The 12810-nt window shown below is 68.0% G+C and carries 15 protein-coding genes and 1 tRNA gene; 9 read left to right on the top strand and 7 right to left on the bottom strand.

What is annotated here, in order from left to right; all coding sequences use genetic code 11:
- Positions 1–65: 65 nt before the first annotated feature.
- Both LTV02_RS37890 and LTV02_RS37895 read left to right on the top strand, forming a co-directional pair.
- Positions 66–695, top strand: a complete 630-nt coding sequence (locus tag LTV02_RS37890) for a TetR/AcrR family transcriptional regulator (protein ID WP_067714660.1) — start codon at positions 66–68, stop codon at positions 693–695.
- On the top strand, positions 692–1849 hold the full coding sequence (locus LTV02_RS37895; RefSeq protein WP_233036298.1) for a DmpA family aminopeptidase: 1158 nt from the start codon (positions 692–694) through the stop codon (positions 1847–1849). Before LTV02_RS37890 ends, LTV02_RS37895 begins: the two co-directional genes overlap by 4 nt.
- A gap of 214 nt (positions 1850–2063) precedes the next feature.
- Here the strand turns inward: LTV02_RS37895 and LTV02_RS37900 are convergent, their stop codons facing one another.
- Positions 2064–2414: a hypothetical protein gene (locus tag LTV02_RS37900; RefSeq protein ID WP_067715524.1), complete on the bottom strand. Its 351-nt coding sequence runs from the start codon at positions 2412–2414 to the stop codon at positions 2064–2066.
- A 79-nt stretch (positions 2415–2493) separates the two neighbouring features.
- On the opposite strand from LTV02_RS37900, the gene LTV02_RS37905 reads away from it, so the two are divergent.
- Positions 2494–3153: an arsenate reductase ArsC gene (locus tag LTV02_RS37905; RefSeq protein WP_233036299.1), complete on the top strand. Its 660-nt coding sequence runs from the start codon at positions 2494–2496 to the stop codon at positions 3151–3153.
- A gap of 7 nt (positions 3154–3160) precedes the next feature.
- Here the strand turns inward: LTV02_RS37905 and LTV02_RS37910 are convergent, their stop codons facing one another.
- Positions 3161–3508: a DoxX family protein gene (locus LTV02_RS37910; RefSeq protein ID WP_067714650.1), complete on the bottom strand. Its 348-nt coding sequence runs from the start codon at positions 3506–3508 to the stop codon at positions 3161–3163.
- Positions 3509–3543: 35 nt separating this feature from the next.
- On the bottom strand, positions 3544–5370 hold the full coding sequence (locus LTV02_RS37915; RefSeq protein WP_233036300.1) for a histidine kinase: 1827 nt from the start codon (positions 5368–5370) through the stop codon (positions 3544–3546).
- Positions 5371–5439: 69 nt separating this feature from the next.
- Between LTV02_RS37915 and LTV02_RS37920 the strand changes: the two genes are divergently transcribed.
- Complete coding sequence (locus tag LTV02_RS37920; protein ID WP_233036301.1) at positions 5440–6045, top strand: response regulator transcription factor; 606 nt, start codon at positions 5440–5442, stop codon at positions 6043–6045.
- An 18-nt stretch (positions 6046–6063) separates the two neighbouring features.
- On the opposite strand, the gene LTV02_RS37925 is transcribed toward LTV02_RS37920, so the two are convergent.
- Together LTV02_RS37925 and pnuC are read right to left on the bottom strand one after the other, a co-directional pair.
- Complete coding sequence (locus tag LTV02_RS37925) at positions 6064–6876, bottom strand: DUF4389 domain-containing protein (protein WP_233036302.1); 813 nt, start codon at positions 6874–6876, stop codon at positions 6064–6066.
- 82 nt (positions 6877–6958) lie between these two features.
- Positions 6959–7588 carry a nicotinamide riboside transporter PnuC gene (gene pnuC, locus LTV02_RS37930; protein ID WP_233036303.1) on the bottom strand — a complete coding sequence of 210 codons (630 nt, stop codon included), beginning with the start codon at positions 7586–7588 and terminating at the stop codon, positions 6959–6961.
- A 165-nt stretch (positions 7589–7753) separates the two neighbouring features.
- On the opposite strand from pnuC, the gene LTV02_RS37935 reads away from it, so the two are divergent.
- A complete protein-coding gene (locus LTV02_RS37935) occupies positions 7754–9112 on the top strand; it encodes an MFS transporter (RefSeq protein ID WP_233036304.1) in 1359 nt (452 codons plus the stop codon).
- Here LTV02_RS37935 and LTV02_RS37940 read toward each other — a convergent pair.
- A complete protein-coding gene (locus LTV02_RS37940; RefSeq protein ID WP_233036305.1) occupies positions 9054–9410 on the bottom strand; it encodes a hypothetical protein in 357 nt (118 codons plus the stop codon). The genes LTV02_RS37935 and LTV02_RS37940 overlap by 59 nt on opposite strands.
- 183 nt (positions 9411–9593) lie before the next feature.
- Here LTV02_RS37940 and LTV02_RS37945 point away from each other — a divergent pair, with 183 nt between their 5' ends.
- The 4 genes from LTV02_RS37945 (at position 9594) to LTV02_RS37960 (ending at position 12519) form a co-directional block, all read left to right on the top strand.
- Positions 9594–11192 (top strand): GMC family oxidoreductase, encoded by a 1599-nt coding sequence (locus LTV02_RS37945; RefSeq protein WP_233036306.1) that lies wholly within the window; start codon positions 9594–9596, stop codon positions 11190–11192.
- A gap of 156 nt (positions 11193–11348) precedes the next feature.
- Positions 11349–11576, top strand: coding sequence for a hypothetical protein (locus tag LTV02_RS37950; RefSeq protein ID WP_233036307.1), 228 nt, complete (start codon positions 11349–11351; stop codon positions 11574–11576).
- Positions 11577–11662: 86 nt separating this feature from the next.
- Entirely contained in the window at positions 11663–11941 is a 279-nt protein-coding gene (locus tag LTV02_RS37955) for a hypothetical protein (protein ID WP_233036308.1), read from the top strand.
- A gap of 146 nt (positions 11942–12087) precedes the next feature.
- The gene (locus tag LTV02_RS37960; protein ID WP_233036309.1) at positions 12088–12519 is read left to right on the top strand and encodes a DUF4189 domain-containing protein; all 432 of its coding nucleotides are present in this window, start codon (positions 12088–12090) and stop codon (positions 12517–12519) included.
- Between the two features lie 101 nt (positions 12520–12620).
- On the opposite strand, the gene LTV02_RS37965 is transcribed toward LTV02_RS37960, so the two are convergent.
- Positions 12621–12694: transfer RNA gene (locus LTV02_RS37965), tRNA-Arg, on the bottom strand.
- Between the last annotated feature and the right edge of the window lie 116 nt (positions 12695–12810).

Consider the following 12810-nt stretch of genomic DNA (forward strand, 5'->3'; position numbering starts at 1 on the left):
TCGCCAGGACAAGAGCTACGGAATGCCGTAACAATGACTTAACTGTTAGTCAACAAGGGGATCCGATGGCCAGGAAGAAAGACCAGGAGCAGGCGCGCCGCGCCATCCTGAGCGCCGCGCTGTCCGCCGTCGCCGACCCCGGTGTGGACCGGCTGCGCATCCGGGAGATCGCCGGGGTCGCGGGCGTCTCCCCGGCCACCGTGCACTACTACTTCGACGACCTGGCCAACCTGCTGCACGAGGTGCACCGCTTCGCCAGCGACCGCTTCTTCGGCGCCCGCCTGGACCTGGTGAGCGAGATCCCGGACGCCCGCGCCAAGATCGCCGCGCTGATCCGGGCCGGCCTGCCCGAATCCGCCGACGACACCCTGGTGATCGCGCTCTACCGGCTGGCCTCCTACCATGCCGTCTCCGCCCAGCACGGCGACCTGATCACCGCCCTGTTCAATCAGCAGGTGGCGGTGTACGCCAGCGCACTGGAAGTGGGAATCGCGCAGGGGCACTTCCGGATCGACGGATCCGTCCTGGACGTGGCGCGGAATCTGGTGGCCCTGGAAGACGCCTACGGACTGCACATCGTGAGCCGCAACCGATCCCTGAACCCGGCCCGCGCCGCCGCGCTCATCTGTTCCTACGCGCGCACCGCCACCGGCTGCGCCGAGCTCACCGTCGACAGCGAGGAGACCCGGAAATGACCGAACGCCAATCGTTCTCGCCCGACGGCCGGCCCCGGGCGCGGGCGCTCGGCATCGCGCCCAGCGGCCGGCCCGGACCGTGGAACGCCATCACCGATGTGCCCGGCGTCGAAGTGGGTTACCGCACACTGATTTCCGGCGACGGCGAGCTGCGGGTGGGGGAGGGGCCGGTGCGCACCGGGGTCACCGCCATCCTGCCGCGCGGGCGGGAAGGGCTGGGGCGGCCGTGCACGGCGGGCTGGTACTCGCTCAACGGCAATGGCGAGATGACCGGGACCGCCTGGATCGACGAGGTCGGCCAATTGTCCTTGCCCGTAACCATTTCCAATACCCATGCCATCGGCGCCTGCCACACCGGCGTGGTGCAGTGGATCAATCGCCAGCCCGCGCAGCTGGCCCGGGAATGGCTGCTGCCGGTCTGCGCCGAGACCTGGGACGGCTACCTCAACGACATCAACGGCGGGCACGTCACCCCCGAGATCGTGTGCGCGGCGCTGGACGCGGCGGAATCGGCGCCGTTGCGCGAGGGTTCCATCGGCGGCGGCACCGGCATGAACTGCTACGCCTTCAAAGGCGGCAGCGGCACCGCCTCGCGCCGCCTGGAACTGTGCGGCCACTCCTACACCCTCGGGGTGTTCGTGCAGGCCAACTTCGGTTCCCGCGCCGAACTCACCATCGCGGGGCAACGCGTGGGCGCCGCGCTGGACGTGGAGAATCCCATGGAAGCGCGCCCGACCCCCAGCACGCCCGCACCGCCCGCCGGCGCCGGTTCGGTCATCGTGATCATCGCCACCGACGCGCCCGTCGACGCGCTGCAGTGCAAGGCGATGGCGCGCCGGGTGCCGCTCGGGCTGGCCCGCACCGGCACCACCGGCAGCCTGTTCTCCGGCGATCTGTTCCTGGCCTTCTCCACCGCGGGAGATCGCTTGCCGGACACCGGTTTTCCCACCGGCTATCCGTCGCGCTCCGAACTGGTCACCAGTACGCGCCTGCCGTGGAATCGGATGGACGCCGTCTACACCGCGGTGGTGGAGGCCGTGGAGGAGTCGGTGCTCAACGCCCTGATCGTGAACGACGACATGACCGGACGTGACGGACATCGCTCCCCGGCGCTCCCGCACGACCGGTTGCGCCGCCTGCTGCGCCGCCCCTGATTCCTCTGTCGTACCCGTATGACATGCTCACCTGCGGATAGATATCGCCGTTCCCGAGGAAGGAACCCTCCCATGTGCATGCGCATCACCTGTCCGACCTGCGGCAAGCCCGGCTACGAGGGCTGCGGCAGCCATGTCGAGGACGTCCTCGGCGATGTGCCCGCCGCGCAGCGCTGCTCCTGCCCGCGCTGAAATCGCTGTTCGCGACCGCCGGTCACTCCGTCTGAGCCCAGGCGGCGACCGGCAGCGACAGATACACCCCGAAGTCGTCCAGCCCGGTCTCGGCTTCGATCCATTCGCACAGCAGGTCGACGCGCTGCTGACGATCGAGCGCCCGGCTCTCGAAGTACTTCGAGCGGATCTCGATCACCACGTCGAGGCCGCTCCGGTCGAACGGACCGAGCGGCCGGAAGCGTATCTCCACGTCACCCGGCTGCAGGTCCCCGTCATAGGGTTCCTCCGGGCATTCCACCGCCAGCGAAATCAGATGCGGCAGCTTCTCACCCAGTTCCCGCAGGACGGATTCCGCGACGCGCGGTGCGTAGGTCACTTCGACTAGTGGCACGGTTCCCACCCTAGCCGCGCCCCGAACCGCCGCCGCGTCGTGAGTCGAGCGGGGGCGTTCGCCCACCTAGACTCGATCCGTGCTGCCGGAAGAGCTTCCAGACGATGATCAGCGGTCGGAATTGCCCGCCGCCGCGGCACGATTGGGCACGGAGTTCGCCGCCGTCTTCGATACCGCCACCATCGATCGCATTCTCGAATCCTCTTACGACCAGCTGGGTTCGGTGACCACCCTCAGCGGCGAACGCCCCGCGCTGGCCGAACGATTCGCCCGCGAACGCTTGATCGCCGCCGCCAAGGCCGAGGGCAAACCGATCCAGACCGGGCCCGCGGTGCTGTTCGTGTGCACCCACAATGCCGGGCGCTCGCAGATGGCGCAGGGCTTCTTCAACCATCTGGTCGGTGACTCCGCGTTCGGCTGGTCCGGCGGTTCCGCGCCGAATGTGCTGGTCAATCCGCTGGTGGTGACCGCGATGGCCGAACGCGGCATCGATATCACCGCCGAATTCCCCAAACCGTGGACCGACGAATTCGTGCGCGCCGCCGACGTGGTCGTCGATATGGGTTGCGGTGACACCGATCCGCTGGTCTCCGGCCACCGCTTCGAACAGTGGCCGCTGCCCGATCCGGCGGGCCAGACCATGGAGGAGATCCGCGCCATCCGCGACGAGATCGAGATCCGCGTGCACCGGCTGGCCATCAACCTCGGGCTGGTGAGCACCCCCGCGCTCGACGCCTGAGACCGGATCAGGCGGCCAGGCCCAGGCCCATGGCCACCGCGACCGGGACCAGGTAGAGCAGCGGGAACGGGATGGTCTTGAAGGAGCGGGCGCGAATATTGGTGATCACCGCGCCCAGGAAGTACAGGATCAGCCCGATGGCGGCGGCGATGCCGATCACCGGGAGGAACAGCCCGGCGATCAGGCCGATTGCGCCGGCGCCCTTGAGCAGACCCAGTGGCGTCCACCAGGATTCGGGCACCCCGTACTGCACCAGGGGAGCGGTGACGAATTCCGCGCGCTGCAGCAGCGAGAAGGCCGAGAAGCCGACCCAGGCGGCCGCGACGACGGTGACGATGATGTAGGCGATGTGCATTGTTCTTCCTTCGTGTCGGGGTGACACGAAAACCTTCACATCGCGGGGGAATCGGAAGTAGTGCCTGCGGCACCGGTTGCGGATGCGGCATCACCGGCCGGAACCGTGCATTCTGCATACGGTTCGACGGGCACCACCGCGGTGAGCACGAACTCGTCCGGATCGGCGACGGCGGTGAAACGCCCACCGGCATCGGAGACCCGGGCGCGCATATTGCGCAGGCCCTGCCCGTCGGAGGTGCGCGTGCGCGGGCCGTCATTGCGAATCAGCAAGTGCAGTTCGTCATTCCGGCGGTGGCATTCGATATCGACGTAGCCGGCGTCGCTGTGCCGGAGAATATTGGTGATCGCCTCGCGGGCCACGGGGGACAGCACGGCGGCGCAGGCGTCCGGTAGTTCGTCGTCGCAGTCCAGGTCCACCACGATGCCGTGTTCCCGCAAAAGCTTGGCGGCGACCGACAATTCGTCCGCCAGCGACGCCCGCACGGTATCGGCGGCCAGCGCTCGCGCCTCCCGCTGGGCATCGGTGGCGATGCGCAGCGATTCGTCGATCTCGGCCGCCGCCCGCCGCGTGTCGAAATCGACCAGCTCGACGATCAGATCGCTCTTGAGCGCCAGCACCGACAGCGTCAGACCCAGCAGATCGTGAATATTGCGCGCCACCCGCAGCCGCTCGACCTGCAAAGTCGTCCGGACCAGCTGTGCGCGTGACCGATTCAGCTGATCGGACAGCAGCCAGAACTGCGCCAGGCCGAATTGCGCCAGCGTCGCCTCCAGCACCGGCAGCACCCAGCCCGCCTGAATGCCCGGCGGCGCTTCGGGTTCGGAGCAGAGCGCGCGCAGCACGATCAGCCCGATCAGTTCGGCCGCCAGCCGGCCGCCGCGCTGGGTCAGCAGCACCGGAATCGCCAGGAAGGGCAGCCAGCCGCACCACGACGACTCCAGCCACGGCAGCGGCAGCAGCACGATAGCCGCCTGCGCCACCAGGATTCGGCTCGCCAGCCGGGGCCGGTACAACTGCGCCACCAGCGATCCGGTGAGCGCCACTCCGGCGGCGGCGACCGGCAGCCGATGCGCCGGGGCGCTCTCGATGGTCTGGGTGATGGTCCACGCGGCCAGCCCGATCACCATGGCGGCCATGGCCAGGCGGGGCGCGAGCCGGCTCACCGGTTCGGGATCGCGGGGCGCGCCGTCCTGCTCGCCGTGCACCGCCGCCGTCGCCCGCACCGTCTCGATCATGCGCCGGGTGGCGGCGGCGGTGCGCCGCATGGCTTCCCGCGCCCGTTCGGGCCGTTCGCCGAGTTCCCGCCGGGCGGTCCGCAGCAGGACCCGGACCCCGCTGAGCTCATCGCCCAGCGCCGCGTGCAACTGTCCGGCAACTCGTAATCGCTCCTGGGTCAGGGCGGCCCGGGCCAGTTCGTCCTTGGTCGCGCGCAGCCGGTCGACCAGCTCCGGCAGGCGCAGCAGGCTGTAGGTCACCACGCCGATCGCCGCCGTCGCCACCGCGGCATAGCCGAACAGGATGGGTTCGCGCCGCCAGTCACCGTGCAGGAAGCCGGAACCGGCGACGATCACGGTGAACGCCCACCAGCGCGCGCGGGCGGGCAGGCAGCGCAGGGCCGACGCGGCCAGCAGGCCATCGAGATTGGTCGCGGCATCGCCGAACGCCACGGGCAGGTAGACCAGCAGCGCCTGCACCGGAAATACCCAGCGGCGGCTACGAACCCGCAATTGCGCCAGCGCCAGCAATCCGGCCGCCGCGGCGCAACAGCCGACGGCCACCATGCTCGCCCCGCCCACGAGCACGGACAGGGTGAAACTGACCAGGAAGAGATACCCGGTCGATCTTGGTAGTGGCGACACGCCGATGATTGCATAGTGCGGACGGCATCGGGAGCAACTCGAAACCCGATCCGGTTAGGAGCGACACACATGATCCGGGTTCTCGTCGCCGAGGACATGCGGCTGCTGCGTGACACCCTGGTGGCCTCGCTGGAGCTGGAGGCCGACCTCGAGGTGGTGGCCACCCTCGAGCGCGGGGAGGAAATCGTGGCGACGGCCATCGCCGAGCGCGCCGACCTGGCCATTCTCGATATCGACCTGCCCGGGCAGGACGGTCTCACCGCGGCCGCCGAACTGGCGCAACGCTTCCCGTCGTGCCGGGTGCTGATCCTCACCGCGCTCGCCACGCCGGGGCAGCTGCGCCGGGCCATGCAGATCGGCGTGCACGGGTTCATTCTCAAGGACAGCGCCCGCCAGGAGCTGCTGCACGCGGTGCGCACCGTGGCCGGGGGCGGTCAGATTCTCGATTCGTCGCTGGCCTCCACGGCGCTGCGCGCGCCACGGAACCCGTTGACCGAACGCGAGATCGAGGTGCTGCGCAAATGCGCGGACGGGGCGGACCCGAAGGAGATCGCCGGCCAGCTGCACCTGTCCTACGGGACGGTTCGCAACTATCTGGCGGCCGCGGTCACGAAACTGCAGGCGCGCAATCGAATCGACGCGGTCCGGGTGGCGACCGACGCGGGCTGGTTGTAGCCCGCGCCGGCGGCGCACTCAGTAGGTGTGGCTGTAGCTGATCATCGAGCTGTAATCGTCGTCGTCGACGTCGGTGGTGGATCGGGTCACGCCCTGGGCGATGCTGGCCAGGATCCCCAGCACCAGGATCACCCACAGCAGGATCTTCCCGGCCTGGGAGACCAGCAGCGGGCGGGTGGGGGAAGCGGGCACGTATCCGGGCGGGAGGGCGGCTCCGGCCTCGGGCGCCGCGCCGTCGCCGAACACCTGCTTCAGGTAGGTCGGGGTGAGCATGTACCAGTAGGCCGAGGTGCGCACCTGATTGCGCAGCACCACCGTGGTGGCCTGGAACAGCGCGGCGGGCATGCGGCCGGTGATCAGCACGATCAGCCAGACGATGAACGAGATGACCATCCACCCGGAGGCGAACCAGCTGGTCAGAATGAGAATCGGCAGCGCCAGGAAGAAGCGGAACAGCACCGCCAGCCGGTTCAGGGGCGTCGCGTTCGGGAACCACGCGCGCACCGGGTAATCCGGCCCCGTCTCCAGGGTGAACGGCGGATACGCGTCCACCAGCAGCATCATGTAGCCGGAGACCCGCACGTTGTAGGCCACGTACGAGCGCAGGAAATCACCTGCCCACTGCGGCAGCGCGCCGGTGAACAGCGCCCCGAACCAGCCGATGATCGCCACCACCGCGGCGGCGATCCCCAGCGCCCACAGCACGATCAGCTGCGGAATGGCCAGGATCAGGCGCAGCAGCACGGTCCAGCGGCGTTGCTGCTGCGGCGGAAAGACATCCAGTTCGACGACAGGTTCCGGAATCGGCTGGTAGGCCGTGGCATTGTCCATGACGACACCCTCGCTTCTGAGGCCGGTGAATCAGACGGATCGGTCATGCCCGTGCCGCCAGGGTCGCATACCGGCCGTCCGCTCACCCCGCGATTCCGACGCGTGTTCGCAACCGTGATCGGTACTCCCCGCGCCAGCGGGCGAAACCGGACAGCACCAGCACGAAGAACACGCCGTACACCGCGCCCGAGGCGTACAGCCCCGACTTGAAAGCCAGCGGCACGCCGACCAGATCCACCAGCATCCAGATGATCCAGAAGTCCACCAGCGCCCGGCTCTGCGCGAAGGTCGCGATGGCGCTGCCGACGAAGATATAGGCATTGGCCCAGGGCGACCACGCGATGTGCAGCCACGGAATCCGCATGAACGCCTCGGCCATCAGCACCGTGCCCACCGCCATCGCGAGCAGCAGGGTCCAGCGTTCGCGTGCGGTGGCCGGGCGCACCGCCAGCTCCACCTGCCCGCGGGTGCCGCGCGTCCAGGCCAGCCAGCCGTAGCCGGCCAATGCCAGGAACAGGATCTGCTTGAGCGCATTGCCCGGCGCGTGCGCGTCCAGCGAAGCCGCCAGCAGCAGTGCGGCCCCGGCGATCTGCACCGGCCAGGTCCACACCGTCTTGCGCATGGCCAGCCATACCACCGCCAGCGACAGCAGATTGCCGATCGCGTCGGTCCACAGCACGTGCTCGCCGAACACCTCGAAACCGGCGTTCATCCTCCGGCACCTCCTCCACACTCCTGCACAGCAACGCAGCGGACCACCGGATCCGTCCCGAGGCATCATCGCCGACGCGCGCGCCGGCTCCGGCATCGAGGTTGCCCGCCGCGTCATCCGTGACGGATGAGGACGCGGCGGCGGTAGCGGAGTTGGGTCGCGGGCATGCGAAACATGTTGGCACCCCTCGCGCTGGCCCAGTTCATCTGCAGCTTCGCCGGCTCCAGCATGAACGTGATGATCACCGACATCAGCGCCGACCTGCACACCACGGTCGCCGGGGTGCAGCTGGCCATCACCGTGTTCCTGGTGGTGATGGCGGCGCTGATGATTCCCGGCGGGGCGCTGACCGAACGCTGGGGGCGGGTGCGCTGTTTCCGGCTCGGGCTGTTCGTCTATGCGGCAGGGGCGTTGACGAGTGCGGCCGCGCCCGGGCTGGGCATGCTGATCTTCGGCAATTCGATCCTGGAGGGCGTCGGCACCGCGCTGCTCATCCCGCCGGTATACATCCTGGCCACCCTCATGTTCACCGATACCGCCGCGCGCGCCGGAGCTTTCGGGCTGATCACCGGCATGGGCGGGGTCGGGGCGGCGGCCGGGCCGCTGATCGGCGGGCTGATCTCGACGACGGTGTCCTGGCGCGCGGTGTTCCTCTTCCAGACGGTCATCGTGGTGGCGATCGCGGTCTGGAGCCGCGGTCTGGAGGACCCATTGCCCGCCGACGCCCGCCACCCGTTCGACATGGTCGGCACCGTGCTGTCGGCGACCGGCATGATCAGCCTGGTATTGGGAATCATGCAGGCGGACAACAGCCTTGCCGCGACCATGGTGCTGATGGGCGCCGGGCTGGCGCTGCTCGGCCTGTGCCTGCTGCACCTGCGCGCCCGCGAACGCTCCGGCGGCCCGGCGCTGCTGCCGCTCGCGCTCTTCCGCAACCGCACCTCGAATCTGGCGCTGGTCATTCAGGGTCTGCAATGGCTGCTGCTCATGGGCATCTCGTTCGTGGTGGCCACTTTCCTGCAGGTCGTCCGCGGCTACAACGCCATCGAAACCGGCCTGATCACCACCGCGGCCACCGCCGGAATCCTGTTGAGCTCCTTGGTCGCCGCCCGCCTGGCCCGCAATCACCCCGCGCGCACGCTCATCCGGTCGGGCTTCAGCCAGACCATTCTCGGACTGGTGACGCTCGTCGCGCTGGTCCGAATCTGGTCCTCCCCGTGGGCTTTCACGCCCGGCCTGCTGATCATCGGTCTGGGTGTGGGCGTCATGCTGACCCCCGCCGTCAATGTCGTGCAGTCCGCGTTCCCCGAGAATCAGCAGGGTGAGATCTCGGGCCTGTCGCGCGCTGTCTCCAATCTCGGTTCCGCCCTGGGCACCAGCATCGCCGGCACCATTCTGGTCGCCGGTCTGACCGCCCCCGACCGGGCCGGTGTGCTGGCCCTGACGGTCCTGGCCGGCCTCGCCCTCACCGGGCTGCTGACCGCGCTTGCGCTGCCCGCATCTTCCGCACCTGCCACGAACTGATCTGTCCCGGCCGATATTCCCCGGCAACCAACGGGTTATGGCCGTGCCGTCCGGCGCGCTGCTCCTTGCGGAATTCGCGGAAGTACTCGAACCGGATCATGAGCAGGCCCGCGAGCAGCAGTGCCGCCGTCACGATCGCCCCCAGCACCGCCCAACCCCGGAATCCCGACGCCGCCGCCGTGATGGTCAATCCGGCTGTTCCGACGGCGAGCAGGCATAAAACCAGGGCGGGAACTTCCCCTTCGTCCTCGATGGCGTCGCCAGGATGGGGATGCCAATGCTCTCCATTCGGTTTCACCGCTGTCACCCTGACCATGTTCTTCCTCCTCCGAAATGCGAAGCGATCTCCTCTGCTTTTCAGCATGCGCCCGGAGGCATGGCTACGCGCCAGTAATCTCGCGTTTTATCCGGAATCGGGCGTCCGAGCGGCCGGTATCGAGTACTTTCGCAACACGTTCCAGTTTGGGCTGAAGGGCTGGTCATGGCGGCGACGGACTACATCATCATCGGTTCGGGGAGCGCCGGGGCCATCATCGCCCGCCGGCTGGCCGATACCGGGGCGCGCGTCACGCTGCTGGAGGCGGGCGGCCGCGACAACTCCCGGCTGGTGCGCAAACCCGGAATGATCGGCCCGATGCACAGCGTGCCGCAATTGAAGAAGCGCATCGATTGGGGCCATTACACCGTCGAACAGAAGCACGCCCTGGGCCGGAGGATTCCGCAGACGCACGGCCGGGTGGTCGGTGGTTCCAGTTCGGTCAACGGCATGGTGTTCGTGCGCGGCAACCGGCGCAATTTCGACGACTGGGCCGCGGCGGGCAATACCGGCTGGGCATATGAGGATGTGCTGCCGAGTTTCAAGAAACTCGAATCGTTCGAGGACGGCGCCAGTGCATTCCGTGGCGGCTCCGGCCCGATCAAGGTGACCCGCGCGCGCGACCTGACGCCCGCCTCCGAATCGTTCATCCGGGCGCTCACCGAAACCGCCGGTATCGCACGCAATCCCGACTACAACGGGGCCGAGCAAGAAGGCGTTTCGCTCTTCCAGCAGAGCAACAGCAATGGCCTGCGATTCAGCACGTCCGTCGGCTATCTCGACGATCGACCGAAAAACCTTGCCGTGTTGCCGAATACCCGCGCACTGCGCGTAATCGTGGAGAACGGGCGCGCCGCCGGCGTCGAATACACCACCGGGCGCGGCGTCGAGGTGTTGCGCGCCGAACGCGAAGTGATCGTCAGCGCTGGCGCTTTCGGCTCCGCCCAGCTGCTCATGCTCTCGGGTCTCGGCCCCGCCGACCATCTGCGCGCGTTCGGCATCGATGTCGTGGCCGATCTCCCCGTGGGCGACAACCTGCACGACCACCTGTTCGTGCCCATGAGTTTCGCCATGCCGACCGCCGTGCACCGCTCGTCGGCGGGCTACTTCGCCGGCGCGCTGCTGCGAGAGTCCCTGCGCAACAACAGCACCTGGCTGGCCCGCACCGTCTTCGAAGCGGTCGCGTTCCTGCGCACCCCCTACGCCACCGGCGCTCCCGACCTGCAGCTCCACGTCCTGCCCTGGAGCTACCCCGGACCCAATCAGGACGCGCCCATCCGCCATACGCCCGACCCGCGCCGATCCCTCACCGTGCTGGTCACCATGATCTACCCGCAAAGCCGCGGCACCCTGCGCCTGACCTCGGCCGACCCCACCGCGCCACCCGCCATCGACCCGAATTACCTCGCCGAACCCCGCGACCTCGACACCCTCGTCCACGGCATGGAACTGATCCGGGAGGTCATGGCCGCCGAATCCATCCGCACCGCCGTCGACACCGAAATCTCGCCCGGCCCCGCCTATTCCACGCGTGCCGCCCTGGCCGCCGAAGTCCCCAATCGCGCCACCACCGTCTACCACCCCGTCGGCACCTGCCGCATGGGCGTGGACGAACACGCGGTCGTCGACCCCACCCTCCGCGTGCGCGGCGTCGAAGGACTGCGCGTCGCCGATGCCTCGATCATGCCCAGCATCGTCGGCGGCAATACCAATGCCGCCACCATGATGATCGGCGAGCACGCGGCCGCTCTGATCACCGGCTGAACGCATTCCACTCGACCGCTTTCCTCGAGTGCCCCCGCCAGCAGGGGCCACGAAATCAGGGTCTATGACCCGACCCCTCGCCTCAATACCGTGATCCCCGCTGCCACCCGGCAGTTGATCAGTTTGAAAAGACTTAACGCAGAAGGAATTTCGATGATGAAGAAGTCATTTGCGGTGGCCGTGCTGGCCGGAACGCTGACCCTGGCCCCGCTCGCCACCGCTCAAGCGGCCCCCGAATCGGCCGCTCCCGAATCCGCCACCCCCGTCGCCGGCTGCGTCGAATATCCCATCGGCGCCCCGGGCGGCTGCGACTTCTTCCAGAACGTCCTGCAAATCCTGAGCACCGGCTCGGCGACCCTCAGCGCCGGCACCAAGGCATCCTGACTTCGTACGGTCCGGATAAACTGAGTTTTCTGTTGCTGATTTCTGCCACAGGGCCGCTGTGCCCGTGAATCGGATCGGAGCAGGAAATGAAGCGGTACGGAATTCTCCTGGCAGTCGCGGTATCGCTGTTCGGCGGGCTGGCGGTTTCGGCCGTCCCCGCCACCGCTCTTCCCCCGGGCGTCACCTGTGCCGGGCCGACCTGTTTCAACGACACCGACGAGCCGCAGACCGTGTTCGCCACCGAGGTCTGTCCCATGGGCCCGCAATTCTCGGTCTCCACGACCGTCCCGCCGCACGGCACCGGCTTGCTGCCCGCCTTCGCCTGCCCGAACGGTCAACAGCCGCAAGGTTATCTCTACAACTGAACCCTGGGGCGCCCCCGAGTTCCCTGGATGGACAGGGCGGGCGAATTACCGCCATGATCTTCCCGATACTGGTGCCAGGCTCAGGGGTTGATCGCATGTCGTCGTCGGTAAAGTCCGCGCTGGCAATAACCGTTCCGATTGTCGCGATGCTCGTAATCGCCGGCGCCGGAACCGCACACGCGTCCGGCGATCTCTACGGAGCGATCGCCGAGCAGACCGACGCCGGCTTCCTGGGCGCATCGGGAATCGGCGTCGCCGTCGACTACCCCACCCAGGAAGCCGCCGACCAGGCCGCCCTCATCTCCTGCGAACGCCAGAACCCCCGCTGCTTCGTAGTAACCCGAATCCACAACGAGTGCGCCGCCGCAGCCGAATTCGACATCCGCTCAGACCTACTGAACACCGTCCGCCCCGCCTACACCTTCGGCAAGGGCCCCACCCCCGCCGCAGCGGAAACCGCCGCCATCGACCAAGCGAACCGCATAGCGAACGACAACCCCATCGCCCCCCTCACCCTGTCCCACGTGGTGAACCCCCCATTCATCCTGGACACCATCTGCACCTCGAACATCGGGTGAGCCCCACCGGCCCCCGGCCGAAAGTCCTTAGGGTGTTTGAGCGCCGCGGGCCCTGGGTACAGGTGTAACTGCGCGCTTTGGCGCAGGTCACCCATGAAAAGTGCCCCCGGCAGGAATCGAACCTGCGACCTAGGGATTAGAAGGCCCTTGCTCTATCCAACTGAGCTACGGAGGCATTGCGGGCATCGCCGGGGCGATGCGGCCACCAAACACATTGACCGATATCGATCTCCGTGTCCAGCGGGTTAAGTATAGCGAGCGTCCAGATCGGGTAATGGTGTGCGTGTAGCA

Source organism: Nocardia yamanashiensis, from assembly GCF_021183565.1.
Taxonomy (GTDB): Bacteria; Actinomycetota; Actinomycetes; order Mycobacteriales; family Mycobacteriaceae; genus Nocardia; species Nocardia yamanashiensis.

Bases quoted from the DNA above. Each gene is read 5' to 3' on its own strand.
- LTV02_RS37960 (WP_233036309.1), top strand. From the start codon at position 12,088: ATGCTCGTAATCGCCGGCGCCGGAACCGCACACGCGTCCGGCGATCTC.
- pnuC (WP_233036303.1), bottom strand. From the start codon at position 7,588: ATGAACGCCGGTTTCGAGGTGTTCGGCGAGCACGTGCTGTGGACCGAC.
- LTV02_RS37925 (WP_233036302.1), bottom strand. From the start codon at position 6,876: ATGGACAATGCCACGGCCTACCAGCCGATTCCGGAACCTGTCGTCGAA.
- LTV02_RS37950 (WP_233036307.1), top strand. From the start codon at position 11,349: ATGAAGAAGTCATTTGCGGTGGCCGTGCTGGCCGGAACGCTGACCCTG.
- LTV02_RS37945 (WP_233036306.1), top strand. From the start codon at position 9,594: ATGGCGGCGACGGACTACATCATCATCGGTTCGGGGAGCGCCGGGGCC.
- LTV02_RS37955 (WP_233036308.1), top strand. From the start codon at position 11,663: ATGAAGCGGTACGGAATTCTCCTGGCAGTCGCGGTATCGCTGTTCGGC.
- LTV02_RS37910 (WP_067714650.1), bottom strand. From the start codon at position 3,508: ATGCACATCGCCTACATCATCGTCACCGTCGTCGCGGCCGCCTGGGTC.
- LTV02_RS37935 (WP_233036304.1), top strand. From the start codon at position 7,754: ATGCGAAACATGTTGGCACCCCTCGCGCTGGCCCAGTTCATCTGCAGC.
- LTV02_RS37895 (WP_233036298.1), top strand. From the start codon at position 692: ATGACCGAACGCCAATCGTTCTCGCCCGACGGCCGGCCCCGGGCGCGG.
- LTV02_RS37920 (WP_233036301.1), top strand. From the start codon at position 5,440: ATGATCCGGGTTCTCGTCGCCGAGGACATGCGGCTGCTGCGTGACACC.
- LTV02_RS37890 (WP_067714660.1), top strand. From the start codon at position 66: ATGGCCAGGAAGAAAGACCAGGAGCAGGCGCGCCGCGCCATCCTGAGC.